Annotated in this window: 20 protein-coding genes and 2 tRNA genes; 13 read left to right on the top strand and 9 right to left on the bottom strand. The window is 57.6% G+C overall.

The window, feature by feature from the left end; translation table 11 throughout:
* Positions 1 to 21 precede the first annotated feature (21 nt).
* From tolB to B9Z45_RS03380, 6 genes are all read left to right on the top strand, one after another.
* Positions 22 to 1,314 carry a Tol-Pal system beta propeller repeat protein TolB gene (tolB, locus tag B9Z45_RS03405; protein WP_108405902.1) on the top strand — a complete coding sequence of 431 codons (1,293 nt, stop codon included), beginning with the start codon at positions 22 to 24 and terminating at the stop codon, positions 1,312 to 1,314.
* 40 nt (positions 1,315 to 1,354) lie between these two features.
* Positions 1,355 to 1,891 (top strand): peptidoglycan-associated lipoprotein Pal, encoded by a 537-nt coding sequence (gene pal, locus B9Z45_RS03400; protein WP_108405827.1) that lies wholly within the window; start codon positions 1,355 to 1,357, stop codon positions 1,889 to 1,891.
* Between the two features lie 5 nt (positions 1,892 to 1,896).
* Positions 1,897 to 2,670: a tol-pal system protein YbgF gene (ybgF, locus tag B9Z45_RS03395; RefSeq protein WP_108405826.1), complete on the top strand. Its 774-nt coding sequence runs from the start codon at positions 1,897 to 1,899 to the stop codon at positions 2,668 to 2,670.
* A gap of 14 nt (positions 2,671 to 2,684) precedes the next feature.
* The gene (locus tag B9Z45_RS03390; protein ID WP_233252058.1) at positions 2,685 to 3,803 is read left to right on the top strand and encodes a YeeE/YedE family protein; all 1,119 of its coding nucleotides are present in this window, start codon (positions 2,685 to 2,687) and stop codon (positions 3,801 to 3,803) included.
* Positions 3,800 to 4,588, top strand: a complete 789-nt coding sequence (locus B9Z45_RS03385; RefSeq protein ID WP_108405825.1) for a ThiF family adenylyltransferase — start codon at positions 3,800 to 3,802, stop codon at positions 4,586 to 4,588. Before B9Z45_RS03390 ends, B9Z45_RS03385 begins: the two co-directional genes overlap by 4 nt.
* Before the next feature lie 44 nt (positions 4,589 to 4,632).
* A tRNA-Lys gene (locus B9Z45_RS03380) sits at positions 4,633 to 4,708 on the top strand.
* 173 nt (positions 4,709 to 4,881) lie between these two features.
* On the opposite strand, the gene B9Z45_RS03375 is transcribed toward B9Z45_RS03380, so the two are convergent.
* Positions 4,882 to 5,667 (bottom strand): hypothetical protein, encoded by a 786-nt coding sequence (locus tag B9Z45_RS03375; protein ID WP_108405824.1) that lies wholly within the window; start codon positions 5,665 to 5,667, stop codon positions 4,882 to 4,884.
* Positions 5,658 to 6,197, bottom strand: coding sequence for a hypothetical protein (locus B9Z45_RS03370; RefSeq protein ID WP_108405823.1), 540 nt, complete (start codon positions 6,195 to 6,197; stop codon positions 5,658 to 5,660). The genes B9Z45_RS03375 and B9Z45_RS03370 overlap by 10 nt, the downstream gene beginning before the upstream one ends.
* Positions 6,198 to 6,327: 130 nt before the next feature.
* Here B9Z45_RS03370 and B9Z45_RS17215 point away from each other — a divergent pair, with 130 nt between their 5' ends.
* From B9Z45_RS17215 to B9Z45_RS03350, 5 genes are all read left to right on the top strand, one after another.
* Positions 6,328 to 6,498 (top strand): hypothetical protein, encoded by a 171-nt coding sequence (locus tag B9Z45_RS17215; protein WP_199221832.1) that lies wholly within the window; start codon positions 6,328 to 6,330, stop codon positions 6,496 to 6,498.
* A 128-nt stretch (positions 6,499 to 6,626) separates the two neighbouring features.
* Positions 6,627 to 7,019 carry an MAPEG family protein gene (locus tag B9Z45_RS03365; protein WP_108405900.1) on the top strand — a complete coding sequence of 131 codons (393 nt, stop codon included), beginning with the start codon at positions 6,627 to 6,629 and terminating at the stop codon, positions 7,017 to 7,019.
* A gap of 39 nt (positions 7,020 to 7,058) precedes the next feature.
* Positions 7,059 to 7,150, top strand: a tRNA-Leu gene (locus tag B9Z45_RS03360).
* A gap of 19 nt (positions 7,151 to 7,169) precedes the next feature.
* Positions 7,170 to 7,805, top strand: coding sequence for a DUF6806 family protein (locus tag B9Z45_RS03355; RefSeq protein WP_108405822.1), 636 nt, complete (start codon positions 7,170 to 7,172; stop codon positions 7,803 to 7,805).
* A gap of 20 nt (positions 7,806 to 7,825) precedes the next feature.
* The gene (locus B9Z45_RS03350) at positions 7,826 to 9,136 is read left to right on the top strand and encodes an MFS transporter (protein ID WP_108405821.1); all 1,311 of its coding nucleotides are present in this window, start codon (positions 7,826 to 7,828) and stop codon (positions 9,134 to 9,136) included.
* Here the strand turns inward: B9Z45_RS03350 and murI are convergent, their stop codons facing one another.
* The 3 genes from murI to B9Z45_RS03335 are packed head-to-tail and all read right to left on the bottom strand — an operon-like array spanning position 9,137 to position 12,238.
* Positions 9,137 to 9,988, bottom strand: coding sequence for a glutamate racemase (gene murI, locus B9Z45_RS03345; protein ID WP_108405820.1), 852 nt, complete (start codon positions 9,986 to 9,988; stop codon positions 9,137 to 9,139).
* Between the two features lie 53 nt (positions 9,989 to 10,041).
* On the bottom strand, positions 10,042 to 11,595 hold the full coding sequence (locus tag B9Z45_RS03340; protein ID WP_108405819.1) for a fumarate hydratase: 1,554 nt from the start codon (positions 11,593 to 11,595) through the stop codon (positions 10,042 to 10,044).
* A gap of 40 nt (positions 11,596 to 11,635) precedes the next feature.
* Positions 11,636 to 12,238: a TIGR00645 family protein gene (locus tag B9Z45_RS03335; RefSeq protein WP_108405818.1), complete on the bottom strand. Its 603-nt coding sequence runs from the start codon at positions 12,236 to 12,238 to the stop codon at positions 11,636 to 11,638.
* A 177-nt stretch (positions 12,239 to 12,415) separates the two neighbouring features.
* Here B9Z45_RS03335 and acs point away from each other — a divergent pair, with 177 nt between their 5' ends.
* Positions 12,416 to 14,377, top strand: coding sequence for an acetate--CoA ligase (acs, locus tag B9Z45_RS03330; protein ID WP_108405817.1), 1,962 nt, complete (start codon positions 12,416 to 12,418; stop codon positions 14,375 to 14,377).
* 142 nt (positions 14,378 to 14,519) lie between these two features.
* On the opposite strand, the gene B9Z45_RS03325 is transcribed toward acs, so the two are convergent.
* From B9Z45_RS03325 to B9Z45_RS03315, 3 genes are all read right to left on the bottom strand, one after another.
* Positions 14,520 to 15,503, bottom strand: a complete 984-nt coding sequence (locus B9Z45_RS03325; protein WP_370445800.1) for a tripartite tricarboxylate transporter substrate binding protein — start codon at positions 15,501 to 15,503, stop codon at positions 14,520 to 14,522.
* Between the two features lie 127 nt (positions 15,504 to 15,630).
* The gene (locus tag B9Z45_RS03320) at positions 15,631 to 17,439 is read right to left on the bottom strand and encodes a gamma-glutamyltransferase family protein (RefSeq protein ID WP_108405815.1); all 1,809 of its coding nucleotides are present in this window, start codon (positions 17,437 to 17,439) and stop codon (positions 15,631 to 15,633) included.
* 134 nt (positions 17,440 to 17,573) lie between these two features.
* The gene (locus B9Z45_RS03315) at positions 17,574 to 18,332 is read right to left on the bottom strand and encodes a 3-hydroxyacyl-CoA dehydrogenase (RefSeq protein ID WP_108405814.1); all 759 of its coding nucleotides are present in this window, start codon (positions 18,330 to 18,332) and stop codon (positions 17,574 to 17,576) included.
* 205 nt (positions 18,333 to 18,537) lie between these two features.
* Between B9Z45_RS03315 and cfa the strand changes: the two genes are divergently transcribed.
* Entirely contained in the window at positions 18,538 to 19,707 is a 1,170-nt protein-coding gene (gene cfa, locus B9Z45_RS03310; RefSeq protein WP_108405813.1) for a cyclopropane fatty acyl phospholipid synthase, read from the top strand.
* A gap of 10 nt (positions 19,708 to 19,717) precedes the next feature.
* Here cfa and B9Z45_RS03305 read toward each other — a convergent pair whose 3' ends face one another.
* Complete coding sequence (locus B9Z45_RS03305) at positions 19,718 to 19,846, bottom strand: DUF3149 domain-containing protein (RefSeq protein WP_199221831.1); 129 nt, start codon at positions 19,844 to 19,846, stop codon at positions 19,718 to 19,720.
* Between the last annotated feature and the right edge of the window lie 10 nt (positions 19,847 to 19,856).

The raw sequence follows: 19,856 nt of genomic DNA, 5'->3' as shown, positions 1-19,856 counted from the left end.
TTCAATGAACGCCCCAACGACATGAAGCTTGATTTATTGCGTATTGGCCTATTGCCCAGGCTTTTGAAACTGCTGGTTTTGAGTGCGCTGGCCCTGCCCGCCTGGGCCCAGTTTCGGGTCGAAGTGACAGGTGTGGGCATGACCCAGTTGCCCGTGGTGATTGGACCCTTTAAGGGTGAAGCTGCGGCACCGCAAAAGCTGGCGTCGATTGTTCAAGCCGATCTGGAGCGCAGCGGTCAGTTCAAGGGCCTGGCTGCCGGCACAGCCTTGCTGGATGAGACCAGTCAGCCCGACTGGTCCCCGTGGCGCCAGTTGTCTGCTGAAGCCCTGGTGGCGGGTTCTGTGACCCGACTGGCCGATGGCCGGTTTGATGTGCGTGCCCGTTTGTGGGATGCGGTGAAAGGTCAGGACAAAGGTGATTTCAAGGACACAGTGGCTGCAGGCGACTTGCGCTTGTCGGCACACCGCATCGCCGACTGGGTTTACCAGCAACTCACAGGCACCCCGGGTGCATTTGCATCACGCATCAGTTATGTCACCAAGTCGGGTGGCCGCTATGTCTTGTGGATCGCAGACTCTGACGGAGAAAACGCCAAGTCGGCCTTGAGCAGCCCGGAGCCAATCATTTCCCCTTCATGGTCGCCCAATGGTGCCCAATTGGCCTATGTGTCGTTTGAACTGCGCAAGCCGGTGGTCTATGTCCACGAATTGTCCACAGGACAACGCCGGGCTGTGGCCAACTTTAAAGGCTCCAACAGTGCGCCTGCCTGGAGTGCCGATGGCAACGGGTTGGCCGCAACCCTCAGCCGGGATGGTGGATCTCAGCTGTACCGCATCGACCTGAATGGCGGCGAGCCTCGCCGTTTGACGCAGTCGGGCAGCATCAACACCGAGCCGGCTTTTTCGCCCGATGGCAGTGCCTTGTTTTTTGTCAGTGACCGAGGTGGAAGCCCGCAAATTTACCGCATGCCAGTGCAAGGCGGGCCTGCCGAGCGTGTGACTTTTTCAGGCACCTACAACATCTCTCCAGCAGTCAGCCCGGATGGCCGTTGGTTGGCCTACGTTTCACGTTCAGGCGGTGGATTTCGCTTGCATTTGATGGATTTGTCCTCTGGCCAAGTAACTGCATTGACAGATACATCCGCAGACGAACGCCCCAGTTTTGCGCCCAATAGCCGCTTGTTGGTTTATGCAACGGTTTTTCAAGGACGCGAATCCTTGATGACCACCACACTGGACGGTCGAATCAAAGCACGCCTTGCGGGGCAAGGTGGCGACATCCGGGAGCCCCATTGGGGTCCGGTCCGCAAATGAAATTTTGAACATTCACTTTTTATAATTGACGAGGAAAATCATGACGAAGAAATTATTGGCCAGTTTGTTGTTTGTGGCGCTGTTGGCTGGCTGTGCGTCTGGCGTGAAACTGGACGATGTCCCGGTCGAAGACAAATCCGCCACTTCTTCGGGTGTGTCGACACAAGGCATTGCTGACCCGCAAGGTGTTGCTCAAACTGGTGTTGCTTCGGTGGTGGCCGACAAGTCGGGCTCGGGCATTGGCCCTGTGGGCGTGGCACACGTGGTGTATTTTGACTACGACAGTTTTGTTGTCCGCACAGAAGCCCGCCCTGTGCTTGAAAACCATGCCCGTTTCTTGCAAGCCAACAAACAACGCAAGGCCAACCTTGAAGGGCACACCGATGAGCGCGGTGGCCGTGAATACAACCTGGCATTGGGTCAAAAGCGCGCCGAGGCGGTGCGGCAGTCTTTGAGCCTGTTGGGTGTGCCAGAGAGTCAGATGGAGGCTGTCAGTTATGGCAAGGAAAAGCCAGCGGCGCAAGGCGCGGCCGAAGCCGATCTGGCTAAAAACCGCCGCGTCGAAATCCGGTACTGAAAACCATGAGCGCGCGTCTGATTTCCAGGTTTGTATGGCCCAGGTTCGTTCTGGTTTGGGCGCTTTGCACTTTGTTGGGCACAGCGCATGCGGGTCTTTTTGAAGACGATGAGGCCCGCAAGGCCATTCTGGATTTGCGCCAGCGTGTCGAGCAGGCGAACATGGCGATCAAGGGTGTGGGTGTCGAAAACGCCCAGTTGCGCCGATCCCTGCTTGATCTTCAAGGTCAGATCGAGGGTCTGAAGGCTGAATTGTCTCAAGGTCGCGGTGCCCATGAACAACTGGCCCGCGAGTTGTCAGAAGTCCAAATGCGCCAAAAAGACGTGGTGACCGTCGTGGACCAGCGACTGCGCCGTTTTGAACCCCTGAAGGTCACAGTCGATGGCAATGAATTCATGGCCGAGCCTTTTGAAAAGCGCGACTATGAAGCCGCTATGGACGTCTTTCGCAAGGGCGATTTTGCTTTAGCCCAAGAGGCCCTGGGGCAATTCGTTCTGCGTTACCGCCTTGGCGGTTATGCGCCTTCGGCCATGTTCTGGCTGGGCAATGCCCAATACGCCAACAAGGATTACAAAGAGGCCATGGTGACTTTCCAGCAAATGCTGAAGTCTGCACCTGCTCACCTGCGTGCACCTGAAGCCATGCTGGCCATCTCCAATGTCCAGATCGAACTGAAGGACCTCAAGGGGGCCCGCAAAACGATGGACGATTTGATCAAGTCTTACCCCGCTTCAGAAACTGCGGCAACAGCCCGTGAGCGCCTGACGCGTTTGCGCTGACCCCTAGGACACGGGTGATCACGCTAGAGCAACTTCAGCTCCAGACATACACAGTTCTGGGGCTGACTTTTTTGCTGGCCACGGCCGCAGGTGTGTTGTTTCATCGCAGCCATTTCTGCACCATGGGTGCCATCAGTGACTGGGTGATCATGGGTGACAAAACCCGTGCCAAACAGTGGGGGCTGGCGATGGCTGTGGCTGTTTTGGGCTTCGGCCTGATGGCCTGGCGAGGCTGGGTCAGCCCGCTCAACACCATTTACGCCAGCAGCCAACTGATGTGGCTCTCCTTGTTGTGGGGGGGTGTTCTTTTTGGTGTCGGCATGGTGCTGGGATCCGGATGCGCCAGCAAGTCGCTTATTCGGTTGGGAGGCGGCAACTTGAAATCGCTGGTGGTCTTGATGGCGATGGGCATTTCTGCTTTGGCCACCCTGAGAGGGTTGACTGCCGTGTGGCGGGTCAATTCAATTGATCAAGTGACAGTGGGCACCGGGCCTGGCCCATTTGTGGGTCAGTGGCTGGCCGCTGGCACAGGTACGGCCTTGCCCTTGGCCTGGCTGATCGCAGCCTGTGTGTTTTCGGGCCTGCTGTTCCTTTGGGTTTTCAAAGATCGCCAGCCCATTGCCCGTTCCATCATCGTGTCTGGTGCAGGGATAGGGGCCATTGTGGTCGCACTTTGGTGGGTCAGTGGTGTCATGGGCTTTGTGCCCGAGCACCCCGAAACGCTGGAGTCGGTTTTCTTGGCCACTTCAAGCGGCCGCATGGAGTCGATGAGCTTCACCGCACCCGTGGCTTACTGGTGGGACGCCTTCATGTATTTCAGCGATGGCAGCAAACGGTTGACACTGGGCATGGCGGTGGTGGCTGGCTTGCTCCTGGGCGCTTTTTGCAGTGCCTTGCTGCAAGGCACTTTCCGTTGGGAGGGTTTTACACAGACTTCCGATCTGGGGATGCATTTGCTGGGGGGCAGCTTGATGGGCATGGGGGGTGTCATGGCCATGGGCTGCACTGTGGGGCAGGGGCTGTCGGGCTTGTCCACTCTCAGTCTGGGCAGTTTCATCGCGGTTCTGGGCACTGCACTGGGGGCCGTTTTGGCCCTGCAGTGGCAATTGCATCGAGCGGAGTCTTCCTTGTGACAGATTTACTGCTTCAGGCATCCATTGAAGCGCGGCGATTTGGGGGCTTGCAACGGCTTTACGGTTTGCAGGGCGCCATGAACATACGTCAGTCACATGTGGCGGTGGTAGGCATCGGTGGTGTGGGTTCTTGGGTGGCAGAGGCCCTGGCTCGCAGCGGTGTGGCCCGTTTGAGCTTGATCGACATGGACCATATTGCCGAGTCGAACATCAACCGCCAAATTCACGCGCTGACCAGCACCACAGGGCAGTCCAAGGTGGAGGCGATGCGTGATCGCATTGCCTTGATCCATCCTGAGTGCCAGGTCGATGCAATCGATGAATTCGTCACCCCTGAAAACTGGCCTGCCGTTTTACCTTGTCTTCCTGATGCGGTCATCGATGCCTGTGACCAGGTCAAGGCCAAGGTGGCCATGGCCTTGTGGGCCATGCAAAACAAGGCGGGTTTCATCACGGTCGGGGCAGCGGGTGGCAAGCGTTTGGCCCACAAAGTAGATGTTGATGATTTGTCCAAAATCACACATGATCCCTTGTTGTCACAGATGCGCTACCGATTGCGAAAGCACCACGGTGCAGCCAAAGAGGGCAAGCGTATAGGCGTTCAAGGCGTATTCAGCCGAGAGGCCGTGGCACCGCCTGATGTCTCTTGCGCCATCGAAAGCGATGGTTCGCTCAATTGCCATGGCTATGGGTCCGTGGTCAGCGTCACTGCAACCTTCGGCATGTGCGCTGCATCTGAGATTTTGAATTTTTTGGCCGCCCCGAATTTGAGGGCTGGAAAATAACGCTATAATTCAAGGCTTGCTGGAGTGGCTAAAACTGCAGCATAGGGACCATAGCTCAGTTGGTAGAGCAGCGGACTTTTAATCCGTTTGTCGTGGGTTCGACCCCCGCTGGTCCCACCAGTCATCAAGTAAGAACACCCCGCACGAAAGTACGGGGTGTTTTTTTTCGCGCGTACAAAGGTTAGAGCTTGCCAAGCTTTGTGTTCACCTTATCGGTTCAAGGCACTTTTCCGGGTTCCTGGAGTGGTTATGGCCTGAAATAGGCGCGCATTCTCAGTTCGCAACACCACGCATCACCAAGTGTTGCCAGCGCAGTAGATGACCGCTGGAAATGTACTGATCCATGCCCAGAAGAACCGATTGAGTCCAAAAAACCAGAACACCAGAAAATGGAACAAGGCGGCCACAGCACACCAGATCAGGGCCAGTCGAACATCCAGCAACGCCAATGGAAAGCAGCCTTCCCACAGGGTAAATGACCAGGAGCACAACAACGCAATTTGCGGGCGTCGAAAAAAACTGTTTGCCGGCAAAGGACCATAAACACCACTGTCCAGAAAAAGCGTCAAGGCTTTGCCTGAGCGCCATTCCGGGCGCAATAATTTGACCCAGCCAGAGACAAAATAAGAACTCACCGTTTGCAGCGTGATGTACCAAAATCCTGCGCGCCAACCCCAGGGGGCATCCACCAGGAACCCTGCAAGCTGTGCCAACAGCAAGCCCGTGATGGCAACCAAGGTCATGAAGTCACTGCCACCATTGAATGCACCACGCCAGCGCAAAAGCAGCAGCAGCGCCGTCAGGAAGAGCAGCATGGCTCCGACCAAACCGAGGTGGCCCAACATCAAAGCGATGGCCAGTAACAGGCGCAGTGCCAATATGGCAGCATAGACCCCGGGCTTGAAAATCTTGTCAAGTGCGGCCTTCATCCATGCAGGGTGGACGGGGATTTCCTTTCGAAGAGTCGGCCAGAGGGTGATGCGGTCTAAAGATGCCACGCGCAAATATTCCAGCGTCTGCAAACACAGGCTCCAGCCCAAGAGCACCTCGAAAATCCGAATGGCCAGCGTTAATTCCATGTGGTTATCGCTGGAGACTGGAGCATGAGTTCACTGCGTTGACCTTCAGGGAGTTCCATCCTCACTTCAAATTGAAAAGCCAAAAGAGGGTGCACCGGTTCTTGCGCGATCATGGGTTGATTGCCCCAACAGGCCCCTGCAATGGCTTGCTGTGCCAGTCGGCTGACCAGTTGGTAGGTGACCCGCTCTCGGATGTCGGCGCCATCGGGCAGGTCGTTGATGTCGTTGGCCAGATGATCGACCAAATTTTGATGTGTCAGCGCCAAATTGACCGCAGGGTTGTGAACCAAGTGCCATCCCCGTCTTGTCAGTCTGGGGTAGACCAGGCGCCAGTCGGTCCAGGCCCCAGGGGCAGTTTGGCCCCGAACATACAGACGGGGTGCTTGGCTGATCCCGTGGTAAAACTTCCAATTTGGAAAGAACGCCCGAAAGAAAAATAGCCAAGGGCCATCGAGAATGCCCCAGCGTTTGCGAAGGTTTATCGCCAGCAAGCCGAAATAGGCCACGATCAGCAGGGTGGTGAAGTCCATGGGGCCAGTTTATCGCCAGTTGAAATGTCGCCTTCCTGGGTGCATTCAGGCCAACTTGAAAGGACATCTGTTCAAAATGGCCAGATCTTGTGGCTTAATACCGCTTTGCATTATTTATCTGGAGCCGTAGATGGGCAACAAAATCGTCACCGAAGCAGACCGTAAATTCACTCAGCCACTGCCCGCATTGCCTGGCGTTAACCTGCGCACGGCTGGCCGTGGTCAGCGCGTCAGCCTGGAGCGAGGTGTGGCGACACGCAGCAAGAAAAACCCAGGCAAGCGCTCCAAAAAAGGCGGTTGATTGCGGTTGGGTCTGGCTTGTGCCGGGCCTTTTAAGCCCAAGCCACTGAAGTTCAGTGGCTTTTTTGTTGGGGCTGTCAAAAATGACGTGGCTCAATTTGTTAGGTTGAACAGTCAATGGAGTCTGTGATGGTGATTTCTTACGCATCCGTGTTGGTGGCGGGTTTGATGCCCATGGTTTGTGCCGGCATTGCCAAGGCGGGTGCCAAAGGCTATGACAACCACGACCCCCGCGCCTGGTTGTCGCACCAAGGTGGCTACAGAGCGAGAGCCAATGCGGCCCAGGCCAATTGCTTTGAGGCTTTTCCTTTCTTTGCGGTGGGTGTGCTGTTGGCGCTGCTGACGGGTGTCGATCCTTTTATGGTTGACCTTTTGGCCGCTTTGTTTGTGGCGACACGGGTGGCCTATGTGGCGTGTTACCTGGCCGACAAGGCGCTGTTCCGCACAATTTTTTGGACGGTCGGCTACCTGAGTGTGGTGACGTTTTTTGTATTGGCCATGCAGAACTTGCAGATGGATTGAGCCCGTAAATCGGGTTTATCAAGGCACAATAGAGTTTCTGCCCCGGTGGTGAAATCGGTAGACACACCGGACTTAAAATCCGTTGCTTCCTGAAAAGGGGCGTGCCGGTTCGATTCCGGCTCGGGGCACCATTGTTACCAAAACACCATCATGACAAACGACAATGCAACGCTTGAAATTCATGTGCATGGTGATGTGCCGATCAAGCCAGGCACCGACATCAAAGCCATTCAGGAAGCACTCAAGCCGCTATGGCATTACGCTGGCGCTCGCACGCTGAGCGAGGGTTCGACCAGCCTTTACGAGGAAGAGCCAGGTATTCGTTTTGACGCAAGTCTGCATCGGCTTCAAATGTGCTGGACAGTTCGTGGGGAAGATGATTTCCGCATGGTCATGGACGAACTGTGCATGAACCTCAATGATTTGTCGGTCGCAGGCGCTCAAATAGAAGTCACTTTTTACGACACTGAATTTGACGATGAAGATGAAGCCAGCGGCGCTGAATCACGAGATGATTTTGTGATGCTGTTTGTCGGTCCTGATCCTGGCGCGATCATGCAAGCCCAGCGTGACTTGCTGATCCATGATGTGGTGAACATGATGGAGCGCCATTTTGATGGCTCCGAGTTGTCTGGCGTTGTGGCAGAGATCGACAAATTATTCAGTCAGCGTTTTGACAATTTGGTCAGCTCGCTCGAGTTGGGCAAGCCGCCACGGGGTTCGGGTGGCAGCAGCAGCGGCCATGGCGGTGGTGGCGGCGGTCGCCGACCACGCCATCTCCACTGAAATTGACTGCCAAGCCCGCCATGTTTTCGCGTGAGGCCCTTAACCCTGGTGTTCTCTGGCGCGAGGTTTTTGGCTGGGCCATGTACGACTTTGCCAATTCGGGCTACACCACCGTGGTCATCACCGCTGTCTTTGCAGCCTATTTTGTCGGGGGGGTGGCCGATGGCGCTGCTTGGGCTACGTTGGCCTGGACTGCGGGGTTGAGCGTTTCTTATGCGATCGTCATGCTCACCATGCCCGGTTTGGGTGCCTGGGCCGATCGCACAGCCGGTAAAAAACGATTGTTGGTGCTTGTCACGGTTGCTTGTGTGTTGAGCACGGCGGCCTTGGCATGGGTTGGGCCGGGGCAGGTGGCGCTTGGATTACTGCTCTTGGTTGTTTCCAACACGTTTTTCTCTTACGGCGAGTCTTTGACCGCTTCGTTTTTACCCGAACTCGCCAAACCCCATGCCATGGGGCGCGTCAGCGGTTGGGGTTGGGCCATGGGCTACGTTGGCGGCATGCTGACCCTTGGCGCTTGCCTGGCTTATGTGCTGGCGGCTCAAGCCCACGGTGAAACGGGCAGCCAATTTGTGCCAGTGACCATGGTGATCACCGCCCTTGTTTACGGCGCTGCGGCGTGTGTGACTTTTTCCCTGATGCGAGAGCACGCCGTGCCTCAGCCCAACGCGCCTGTGCTCGGCATGCTGCAAAGTTTGCGAGGCCTTCAAAAAACATTCCGTGATGCCCGTCCCTATGAGGACTTCACGCGCTTGATGGCTTGCGCCGTGGCCTACCAGGGCGGGGTGGCTGTGGCGATCTCATTGGCGGCCATTTACGCCGAGCAAGTCATCGGGTTTCAACCGCAAGAAACCATGGTCTTGATCTTTGTCCTGAACTTGGCCGCTTTTGTGGGTGCTTTTATCTTTGGCTACGCGCAAGACAAGATCGGTCACAAGCTGGCTTTGTCCTTGACCTTGCTGGGATGGATCCTGACTTGCGTGATCGCTGCTTTGTCGAGCACCAAAGAGGTGTTCTGGTGGGCTGCTGCCATTGCCGGGGTCTGCATGGGCTCCAGCCAGTCGTCGGGGCGTGCCATGGCTGGCCTGATGATCCCGTCCGCACGCCTTGGCGAGTTCTTCGGCCTGTGGACTTTTGCCATTCGGCTGGCCAGCATTCTGGGGCCTTTGAGCTATGGCCTGATCACCTGGCTCAGCGGCGGCAATCAGCGAATCGCCATTGGCTCGACATCGCTGTTGTTCGTCCTGGGTCTGGTTTTGCTCATGCCGGTCAACGTGGAACGTGGGCGCCGTATGGCTCAGGAGCCGGTTCAAGTGCGTGGTCAGGGCTGATCAAACATGGGAATCTGCCCGTTGGCAATTTGATGGCGGCAGACCCAGCCAACGGGTCGCCGCCGCTTGCAGGCCGATCAAATCACCGTTGCTCAGCAAGCTGATGCGTGCTGAAAGCGCTTGGGGACCAGGGCCCTCGCGCAACAGCGATGCGGCTTCGAGCAATCGCCGGGTTTGCCGTGCCACGGGCTCTCCGGTAGACACCAGATGAATTTTCGAGCCAAGCACATGCTGCAACTCGTTCTGGGCAAATACATAGTGCGTGCAACCCAGTACCAAGGTGTCGATTTGGCCAGGGCCTTGCCCGAATTGACCCATTTCGCCAGTGTAACTTTCCAGCAGTTGGGTGATTCGTTGTGAAGCCTGGTTCCCAGATGCCGTATCGGTCGATTGCTCAATCGCCAGCGCCAGCCCCTTGCAGGCTTGCACTGTGAAGTGGGCATGACCTTGCAGGCTGCTCAGCAAGCGGTGGAATTTCTCACTGCCCAGCGTGCCGCGAGTCCCGATCACACCGATGTGCCCGGTCTGGCTTATTTTCAAGGCAGGTTTCAAGGCGGGCTCGACCCCAACAATGATGAGGTGGGGATGCTGCTGCCTAAGCGCATGGATGGCTGCTGCCGTGGCCGTGTTGCAGGCCACGACCAAAGCCTTGATGTGGTGTTGGCGGATCAGGTGGTCGGCAATGGCCAGGCTGCGCTGGCGCACAAACAAATCGGATTTTTCACCATAAGGCGCATGCCCGCTGTCGGCCCAATAGACAAAGTGTTCAGCAGGCAGAGCCAACTGCAGCGACTGCAAAACACTCAGGCCGCCGATACCGCTGTCAAAAACGCCGATGGGGGATTCGATCATGAGTCGGTCATGAGTCGGTTTTCGGTGGGGTCAATGGCCACCACCGATCTCATTCAGGCAGCGGTCACGCCAATGCCTTTGAACTCGCCTGTGGCGATGCGCTTTTGCCATTCGGCTGGGCCCGTAATGTGCGCGCTTGTACCGCCCGAGTCCACGGCCACCGTGACAGGCATGTCGACCACGTCAAATTCGTAGATGGCTTCCATGCCCATGTCGGCAAAGCCCACCACCCTGGCGTGCTTGATGGCCTTGGACACCAAATAAGCCGCACCGCCCACAGCCATCAGATAAGCTGATTTGTGCTTCTTGATGGCTTCGATGGCGACCGGGCCGCGCTCGGCCTTGCCGATCATCGCGATCAGGCCCGTCTGGGCCAGCATCATTTCCGTGAAGCCGTCCATGCGGGTGGCCGTGGTGGGGCCTGCAGGGCCCACGGCTTCGTCGCCCACGGGGTCCACCGGACCAACGTAGTAAATCACGCGGTTGGTGAAGTCAACCGGTAGTGACTCGCCCTTGGCCAACATGTCTTGTATGCGTTTGTGCGCGGCATCTCGGCCGGTCAGCATCTTGCCGTTGAGCAGCAAGGTCTGGCCGGGCTTCCAACTGGCCACCTCGGCGGGCGTCAGTGCGTTCAGGTCGACGCGTTTGCTTTTTTCAGTGTCGGGCGCCCAGTTCACGTTGGGCCAAAGGTCCAGCGATGGGGCTTCCAGGTAGGTCGGGCCGGAGCCGTCGAGCACAAAGTGTGCGTGGCGGGTGGCCGCGCAGTTGGGGATCATGGCCACGGGCTTGGACGCGGCATGGGTGGGGTACATCTTGATCTTGACGTCCAGCACGGTGGTCAGGCCACCAAGACCCTGGGCGCCAATGCCCAGTGCGTTGACCTTGTGATAAAGCTCCAGGCGCATGTCTTCAACTTGGTCGAGCTTCTCGCCTTTGCTGGATTTTTCGAGCAACTGGTACATGTCCAGGTCGTCCATCAGGCTTTCCTTGGCCATGAGCACGGCTTTCTCTGCGGTGCCACCAATGCCGATGCCCAGCATGCCGGGTGGGCACCAGCCCGCGCCCATGGTGGGCACGGTTTTCAAAACCCAGTCCACGATGCTGTCACCGGGGTTGAGCATGATCATTTTGGATTTGTTCTCGCTACCACCGCCCTTGGCTGCCACGGTCACGTCGAGCCGGTTGCCCGGCACGATCTCGGTGAAGATCACCGCAGGCGTGTTGTCCTTGGTGTTCTTGCGGTTGAAGTGCGGGTCTGAAACGACCGATGCACGCAGCGTGTTGTCCGGGTGGTTGTAGCCACGACGCACCCCTTCATTGATGGCGTCGTCCAAGCTGCCCGTGAACCCTTCCCAGCGCACGTCCATGCCCACCTTCAGAAACACGTTCACGATACCGGTGTCCTGGCAAATTGGACGGTGGCCGGTGGCGCTCATCTTGCTGTTGGTCAAGATTTGCGCGATCGCGTCCTTGGCGGCAGGGCTTTGCTCGCGCTCGTAAGCTTTGGCGAGGTGCGCGATGTAGTCAGCCGGGTGGTAGTAGCTAATGTATTGGAGCGCGGCGGCGACGGATTCGATCAGGTCGGCTTGTTGGATGACGGTGGTCATGGTGAGTGGGTCCGGTGGGTGGTCGACGAATGGGGTGTGATCAGTGGCCGGATTTGTCGTGGTGCGACATCAGCCGGTCTGCGTAGGCAATGGCGATCGCGCTGAGCAAGAAAGCCATGTGAATGATGGTTTGCCACATCAGCACTTTTTCGTCGTAGTTGGCGGCATTGATAAAGGTCTTGAGCAAGTGGATCGAGCTGATACCGATGATGGCTGTGCCCAGTTTCACTTTGAGCACAGAGGCGTTGACGTGACTTAACCACTCGGGCTGGTCCGGATGGCCTTCAAGGTTCAGGCGCGAAACAAAGGTTTCGTAACCACCCACGATGACCATGATCAGCAAGTTCGAAATCATGACCACGTCAATCAGGGCCAGCACGACCAGCATGATCACCGTTTCATTCAGGGCAGTGAGCGGCGCATCGGCTTTGTAGCCGATGCTGCTGACCAGGGCCTGCAGTGCGGTCTGGCTGCCAAATGCCGCTTCGAGCAGGTGGACCAATTCAACCCAAAAATGGAACACATAGACCGCTTGTGCGGCGATCAGTCCCAAATACAAAGGCAATTGCAGCCATCGGCTGGCAAAAATAAAGCTGCTCAGGGGGCTCAATTTGCCTTGAGGGGCGGGCTGCTTGTTGAACATGGTTTTCCTGGAAGTTGCATAAAGGCGGTGCCTTGGGGCGAACCCTGATTTTAGGTGGTAGAAGTGCGATTAAATATCGGTTGAATGCAAGCCTGATGTCAGTCAGTGCTTTGTAAGAGCGAAAGCAGACATTTGCATCAGTTAAAAAACGACTATGTCATTGAGGAGACAATTCTGATGAGTTCCACCATTTACCAGCCCAGCGCCGATTTCGTGAAAAACGCCCACATCTCGGGCATGCCCGCCTATGAGGCGCTGTGCAAAGAAGCCGAAACCGATTACGAAGGCTATTGGGCGCGTCTGGCCAGAGAGCTGATCAGCTGGAAGACCCCTTTTACCAAGGTGCTCGACGAATCCAACGCGCCCTTTTTCAAGTGGTTCGAAGACGGTACTTTGAATGCGTCTTACAACTGCCTGGACCGCAATGTCGAAAAAGGCCTTGGCGATAAGACCGCCATCATTTTTGAAGCCGACGGTGGTGAAGTCACCAAGGTCACTTACAGCCAGTTGCTGGTCAAGACCTGTCAGTACGCCAATGCCCTGAAGAGCCTGGGCATTCGCAAAGGTGACCGCGTGGTCATTTACATCTCCATGTCCATTGACGGCGTGGCCGCCATGCAAGCCTGCGCCCGCATCGGCGCGACCCACTCGGTGGTGTTCGGCGGTTTTTCGGCCCAGTCGCTGCGTGACCGCATCGAAGACACAGGTGCTGTGGCTGTGATCACCGCCGACCACCAGGTGCGCGGTGGCAAACAGTTGCCCCTCAAATCCATCGTCGACGATGCCTTGGCTTTGGGTGGCTGCGGTGCCATCAAAAATGTACTGGTCGTCAAGCGCTCGGGTTCCGAGATCGCCATGACGGCTGGCCGTGATTTGTGGCTGGCCGATTTGGCCGACAAACAAGCCACCACCTGCGAGCCTGAATGGGTGGGCGCTGAGCACCCCTTGTTCTTGCTCTATACATCGGGCTCGACCGGCAAGCCCAAAGGCGTTCAGCACAGCACTGGCGGCTACCTGTTGCACGCCGCATTAACCACCAAGTGGACGTTTGACCTGAAGGCGGATGACGTGTTCTGGTGTACCGCCGATATCGGTTGGGTCACGGGTCACACCTACATCACCTACGGTCCCTTGTCTTTGGGTGGTACCGAAATCGTGTTTGAGGGCGTGCCCACTTTTCCGGATGCAGGCCGCTTCTGGAAGATGATCCAGGACCACAAAGTCTCGATCTTCTACACCGCGCCAACCGCCATCCGTTCGCTCATCAAGGCTGCTGAAGCCAACGATGCCGTACACCCCAAAAGTTACAACCTGTCCAGCCTGCGTCTGCTGGGCTCGGTCGGCGAGCCGATCAACCCCGCAGCATGGGAGTGGTATCACCAGCATGTGGGTGGCGGGCGCTGCCCGATTGTGGACACTTTCTGGCAGACCGAAACCGGTGGTCACATGATCACCCCCTTGCCGGGCGCGACCCCCATGGTGCCCGGCTCATGCACCTTGCCATTCCCCGGCATCGAGGCCGCCATCGTGGACGAAACCGGCAAGGACATGCCCAACGGCCAAGGCGGCATTCTGGTCGTCAAACGCCCATGGCCTGCCATGATCCGCAATATCTGGGGTGACCCCGAGCGCTTCAAGAAAAGCTATTACCCCGACGATTTCAAGGGCAAGTATTACCTGGCGGGCGATGGTGCGATCCGCGACGAGAAAACCAGCTACTTCACCATCACCGGGCGCATTGACGATGTGCTGAACGTGTCGGGCCATCGCATGGGCACCATGGAAATCGAATCTGCCCTGGTCTCTTGTACCGAGCTGGTTGCTGAAGCTGCCGTGGTGGGCCGCCCAGATGACACCACGGGCGAGGCCATTTGCGCCTTTGTTGTGCTCAAGCGTTCGTTGCCCAACAGCGAAGAAGGCAAGGCGATTGCCAAGCAGTTGCGTGAACACATCGCCAAGGAAATCGGGCCAATCGCCAAGCCCAAAGACATCCGCTTCGGCGACAACCTGCCCAAGACCCGTTCCGGCAAAATCATGCGCCGCCTGTTGCGTTCACTGGCCAAAGGTGAAGAGATCACGCAGGATATTTCGACCTTGGAAAACCCGGCCATCCTCGGTCAGCTGGGCCAGGCTTACTGATCCTTACTGATCTGGCGCGGGCCTTGCCCGTTGGCCTTTCAGCAACAACAACGGCAGCCTAGGCTGCCGTTGTTGTTGGGAATGCCCAAGGACACCTTGGCAGGCTGAACCCTCACGCTCAGACCGCCAACGATGGCTGCAATCAGGTCTTCATCGAAAGGCCAAGTCGTTCTATGACCGCCTTTTCCGACTGGAAGGTGTCCCGAATGAACTTGGTGTATTCCTCTGTGCCCATGTAAATCACCGACTGGTCGTATTTGTCGAAGCTGGCGAGCACAGCCGGGTCTTCCAATGTTTTCTTGAAGGCGTCGTGCAGCTTTTTGACCAAAGCCGGGTCCATGCCTTTGGGGCCACCAATGCCAAAGGGAGAGTCGGACACGGTGTCGTAGCCCAACTCGTTGAGGGTGGGGATGTTGGGCCAACGCTTGGTGCGCTTGCTGCCGTATGTGGCCAACAAGCGCAGGGTGCCTGCTTCCACTTGGGGCCCCCAGCCCGTGGCGTCGCTGTGCGACATGACGTGACCGCCCAACAGTGCCTGAAGGCCGTCGGCGCTGCCTTTGAAGGGCACATGCGTCAGATCGATCTTGGCTTTGTTGGCAAATTCGGCAAATGCCAGATGGGGCGTGGTGCCATTGCCGGTCGATCCGTAGGTGAATTTCCCCGGATTGGCCTTGGCAAAGTCGACCAGATCCTTGACAGATTTGATAGGGGAATCGGCGCGCACCACGATGCCAAAGGTGTAACCGGTCAGGCAGGCAATGTAGGTGAAGTCCTTGAGCGGATCGAACTGCATCTTTTGTATGTGCGGCAGGCGTGCCACGCCGATCGTGACTTGCGACAGGGTGTAGCCATCCGGTTGAGCGCGAACCAGTTCGTTGGGGCCAAGCATGCCGCTTGCCCCGGGTTTGTTTTCAATAATGACTTGCCCACCCAGTGCTTTGCTGGCGCTTTCAGCGAGGGCGCGCATCACCGCATCGCTGGAGCCACCCGCTGGCCAAGGGCAAATCAGTTTGATGGGCTTGGCTGGAAAGTTCTGGGCCTGAGCCCATGCAGGTAATGCGGTAGTGAGCGCGGCAGCAGCTGTCGCTTGAACGAAAGTGCGTCGGTTGGTGCCTAGGGGTTTCACACATGTCTCCTTTAGATGGTGTCCCATTCAAAAGGAAGATCCTTCTTAAGGCAAGAGGGCTAACCTTGGGTCAACCGGGCGGAGCGTCGCTGTGGCGACTGTGGATTCCAGGTGCCTCAGTCTCCCCTCAGTCGCCCAGCACCACACCCTCGCGCCTGGGATCAGCTCCGCCAAACCAACCTTTGGGTGTGCGCTGGATCGCCTGCAGGCCGCTGGTCATGTCCATCTCGCGCACTTCGTGGCCTTGGGCCTTCAATGCGTCCAAGGTGCCGGTCGGGAAGCGTTTGGCTTCAAGAAGCGTCGGGCCATTGAGAGAGCCAAAGTTGGGCAGGTTGACGGCTTGCTGGGCGTTGAGCCCCCAATGCATCGTGCCTGTGAGCAGTTTGGCCGTGTAGTGAATGATGAGCGCGCCACCCGGGCTGCCACCGCTCAATAGCAATTGCCCTGTGGGCTTGTCAAACACCAGGGTGGGTGACATGGACGAGCGTGGGCGCTTGCCTGGTTCGACCCGGTTGGCGATGGGGCGGTTCTGTGCATCGGTGGGTGCAAAACTGAAATCGGTCATTTCGTTGTTGAGCAAAAAGCCACCAGGTCGCGATGGGTCTGTGCTCACCATGCGGCGCGAGCCAAAGGCTGCCTCGATGGTCGTTGTCATGGCCACTGCGCGGCCTTGGGCATCGACCACGCTGATGTGGCTGGTGCCGTATTCGATTTGAGGCGCCATGGGTGCGAAGCTTGTTTTCGCACCACCCGGCTGGCCGGGTGTGGCCACCTTCATCGATTGGGCGCCCATCAGCTGGCTGCGTTCGCGCAGATAGTCGGGTGCCAGCAGACTGCGCCAGTCGCCAGCAGGGGCACGCACAAAGTCCGGGTCGGCCAGGTATTGCGCCCGGTCAGCAAAGGCCAGGCGCGATGCCTCTGTGTAGCGGTGCAACCAGTCGGGGGAGGGCAGGTCGTTGACCAGTTCCGCGCCTTTTGGCTGGGTATTGGCCATGATGCCCAAAATTTGCCCGATGGCGATCTGGCCAGATGAAGGCGGTGGAAATCCGCAGATGCGGTACGTGCGCGCGGTGACGGTGTGGTCGAAACACAAGGCCTCGCGCGCTTTAGGGCGATAGCTGCCCATGTCTTGCAGAGTCAAGGCGCCTGGTCGGGGCGTTTGGGCAGAGCGCGCCACGATGGCTTGGGCGACAGGCCCTTCGTGCAGGGCGCTGCTGCCCTTGACGGCGAGTCCCCGCAGCACATGGGCGTATTCCGGGTTGCGCAAGACATGGCCAGCGGGCCATGCCTGGCCTTGTGCGTTGTAGAAAAAGCGCAGTGCCAGCGGGTCTTTTCGCAGGTGCGAATCGGCCTGCAGCAGCGTGTGCAAACGCGGACTGATCTTGAAGCCTTGCTCTGCCAGCGTGATGGCGGGCTCAAACAATTTGGCCCATGGCAGTGCACCATGTTGCCGGTGGGCTTCTTCGAGCATGCGCACCGCGCCAGGCACGCCCACGGCGTGGCCGCTCAGAACCGCTTCGTCAAAAGACAAGGGCTTGCCGTTCTCACCCAAAAACATGTCACCTCTGGCGCCTGCCGGGGCGGTTTCCCTGCCGTCATGTGCGGTGACTTTGCTGCCATCAAAGTGGAGTAAAAAAGCCCCACCACCAATGCCGCTGGACTGAGGCTCCACCAGTCCCAGCACCAATTGCACCGCGATGGCCGCATCAAGGGCCGAACCACCTGCACGCAAAATTTGATGGCCAGCATCCGTCGCCAGTGGGTTGGCTGCCGCTACAGCTTGTCGCGCGTAGGCCCAACCGGGTTTGTCGGTGTTGCCGCTGGCGGCCTCGGGCTGCTCGGGCACGCTGTAGCGCCAAGTGCTGGCAGGCGGTGGGGTGCTGCAGGCGCTCAACAGGGCCAAGGTGATGAAACTCAGGGTCAGGGTGCTTTTCATTTTTTCTCCAGGAGCTGACATGCTAGGTGCAAAGCCGCAATAAGCCAAGAGGCAATGGTTCGCTCTTCAGGTGAAACAAGCCACATCCAGCTTGCCTGACAAGCTGCACTGACTTCAGACGCAAAAATTCCAGATCACTTGGGTGCCAGACGGATTGCGCCGTCGAGACGTATGACTTCGCCGTTGAGCATGTCGTTTTCGATGATGTGCTTGGCCAGCTTGGCATAGTCCTCAGGCGTGCCCAAACGGCTTGGGAAGGGCACGCCAGCGGCCAGTGCGTCTTGCACTTCTTGCGGCATACCGAACAGCATGGGGGTGCCAAAGATGCCAGGCGCGATGGTCATGTTGCGGATGCCATTGCGCGCCAGGTCTCTGGCAATGGGCAGGGTCATACCGACCACGCCCCCCTTGGAGGCGGCATACGCTGCCTGGCCGATCTGGCCGTCGTAGGCGGCCACGCTGGCGGTGCTGATCAGCACGCCGCGCTCGCCAGTGGCTTCGGGTTCGTTCTTGCACATCGCCTCAGATGCCAGACGGATCATGTTGAAAGTGCCCACCAGGTTGACCATGATGGTCTTGCTGAAAACACCCAAGTTGTGCGCGCCGTTTTTACCGACAGTTTTTTCGGCTGGCGCTATGCCTGCACAATTGATCAGCCCCACCAGTTTGCCCATCGACAATGCCTGGGCCACCACGGCCTGGCCATCAGATTCGTTGCTCACATCGCACTTGACGAAAGCACCGCTGAGCGCTTTGGCCACCGCTTCGCCTTTTTCGATTTGCATGTCGGCAATCACCACCTTTGCACCGTTGGTTGCCAGCATGCGCGCCGTGCCTTCACCCAGCCCCGATGCGCCACCTGTGACGATGAAAACCTTGCCTTGAATGTCCATGCTTTTCTCCTGAATTGATTGACGTAACGTCAACTTCGATTATGCACATCTGGCGTGCTCAATAGCCCTGCGCTAAACACCCTTGTTAAGGGTTTCAAGGTAAGTGGACTACTTTGAAGCTTGGATAGCCAAATTCCAAGGCATCTCCTAGCATGACTTTCAAGACAGGCTCTCTGTCCGCTTGGCTTGCCCTCAGGAGAAATGCATGGCTTCAGACGTCACGTGGGATACACAGGGCTTGGTTCACACCGACGACAACTGGCGCCGTGCATCGGAGTTGCTGGCCACGGCCGGTATCCAGGTTGGGGGTGGCAGGCCTTGGGATATTCGGGTGCACCATCCGGCCACGTTCGACCGCATCCTGACGCGAGGCAGCCTGGGCTTGGGTGAGAGTTACATGGACGGCTGGTGGGACTGCGATCAATTGGACGAATTTATCACCCGCATCTTGCGGGCGCGGCTGGATGATCAGGTAGGCCGCGCGGGCTGGCTGTGGGCTTCCTTGAAGGCACGGCTGACCAATCTGCAGTCGCTGCACCGCGCCTGGCAGGTCGGTGAGGTGCATTACGACCTGGGCAACGATTTGTACGAAGCCATGCTGGACCCGTCCATGGCCTACAGTTGCGGTTATTGGCCTGCGGCGCAAACACTGGCTCAAGCGCAAGAGGCCAAGCTGGAATTGATTTGCCAAAAATTGCAGTTACAGCCCGGCATGAAACTGCTGGATATTGGTTGCGGCTGGGGCAGCTTGATGCTATTTGCCGCCCGGAACTACAACGTTGAGTGTGTGGGGCTGACCATTTCCAAAGAGCAGGCAAGGCTTGGTGCAGAAAAAGCACGGGGCTTGCCGGTCCGTTTTGAGTTGACCGATTACCGGCAGTTCAACCCGCGAGGCGAGCAGCGGTTTGACCGAATTGCCTCAGTGGGCATGTTCGAGCATGTGGGCCACAAAAATTACCACGCCTACTTTGACATGGCCAGCCGCAGCCTGCACAAGGATGGCCTGTTTTTGCTGCACACCATCGGTAAAAACCATGCCGGCGCGGGGATAGACCCGTGGATTGAAAAATACATATTTCCGAACGGGGTGTTGCCCTCGGTATCTGAAATCGCTTTTTACAGTGAAGATACTTTTGTCATGGAGGACTGGCACAACTTCGGTCAGGACTATGACAAGACCCTGATGGCCTGGCATGTCCGCTTTGAGGCGGCTTGGCCTGATCTGCAACCGCGGTATGGCGATCGGTTTCACCGAATGTGGCGCTATTACCTGCTGAGCTGCGCGGGCACCTTCCGGGCCAGAGACAACCAGCTGTGGCAAGTGGTCTTATCCCCCAGTGGCCATGCGGGCGGTTACCGCAGGCCATTGATGTGATGAGTCGCCCTCACTCGTTGTTGTTCATCTTGTGCACAAACATTCGCAAAAAGAAGGCGACCATCAACAGCGTGATCACGATCACGGCCAAACTCATCAGGCCATAGTCGGTCGAAAACAGGTCAATCAGCATTTTCATGGGGGGGTCC

This window comes from Limnohabitans sp. 2KL-17, assembly GCF_003063415.1.
GTDB lineage: Bacteria > Pseudomonadota > Gammaproteobacteria > Burkholderiales > Burkholderiaceae_C > Limnohabitans_A.
This window is presented reverse-complemented; position numbering and strand designations above follow the sequence as displayed.

Coding starts and splice junctions, on each gene's coding strand:
- tolB (WP_108405902.1), top strand. CDS start 22: ATGAAGCTTGATTTATTGCGTATTGGCCTATTGCCCAGGCTTTTGAAA.
- B9Z45_RS03305 (WP_199221831.1), bottom strand. CDS start 19,846: ATGAAAATGCTGATTGACCTGTTTTCGACCGACTATGGCCTGATGAGT.
- B9Z45_RS03375 (WP_108405824.1), bottom strand. CDS start 5,667: ATGGAATTAACGCTGGCCATTCGGATTTTCGAGGTGCTCTTGGGCTGG.
- ybgF (WP_108405826.1), top strand. CDS start 1,897: ATGAGCGCGCGTCTGATTTCCAGGTTTGTATGGCCCAGGTTCGTTCTG.
- cfa (WP_108405813.1), top strand. CDS start 18,538: ATGGCTTCAGACGTCACGTGGGATACACAGGGCTTGGTTCACACCGAC.
- B9Z45_RS17215 (WP_199221832.1), top strand. CDS start 6,328: ATGGGCAACAAAATCGTCACCGAAGCAGACCGTAAATTCACTCAGCCA.
- B9Z45_RS03355 (WP_108405822.1), top strand. CDS start 7,170: ATGACAAACGACAATGCAACGCTTGAAATTCATGTGCATGGTGATGTG.
- B9Z45_RS03320 (WP_108405815.1), bottom strand. CDS start 17,439: ATGAAAAGCACCCTGACCCTGAGTTTCATCACCTTGGCCCTGTTGAGC.
- pal (WP_108405827.1), top strand. CDS start 1,355: ATGACGAAGAAATTATTGGCCAGTTTGTTGTTTGTGGCGCTGTTGGCT.
- B9Z45_RS03335 (WP_108405818.1), bottom strand. CDS start 12,238: ATGTTCAACAAGCAGCCCGCCCCTCAAGGCAAATTGAGCCCCCTGAGC.
- B9Z45_RS03350 (WP_108405821.1), top strand. CDS start 7,826: ATGTTTTCGCGTGAGGCCCTTAACCCTGGTGTTCTCTGGCGCGAGGTT.
- B9Z45_RS03370 (WP_108405823.1), bottom strand. CDS start 6,197: ATGGACTTCACCACCCTGCTGATCGTGGCCTATTTCGGCTTGCTGGCG.
- B9Z45_RS03365 (WP_108405900.1), top strand. CDS start 6,627: ATGGTGATTTCTTACGCATCCGTGTTGGTGGCGGGTTTGATGCCCATG.
- B9Z45_RS03315 (WP_108405814.1), bottom strand. CDS start 18,332: ATGGACATTCAAGGCAAGGTTTTCATCGTCACAGGTGGCGCATCGGGG.
- acs (WP_108405817.1), top strand. CDS start 12,416: ATGAGTTCCACCATTTACCAGCCCAGCGCCGATTTCGTGAAAAACGCC.
- murI (WP_108405820.1), bottom strand. CDS start 9,988: ATGATCGAATCCCCCATCGGCGTTTTTGACAGCGGTATCGGCGGCCTG.
- B9Z45_RS03340 (WP_108405819.1), bottom strand. CDS start 11,595: ATGACCACCGTCATCCAACAAGCCGACCTGATCGAATCCGTCGCCGCC.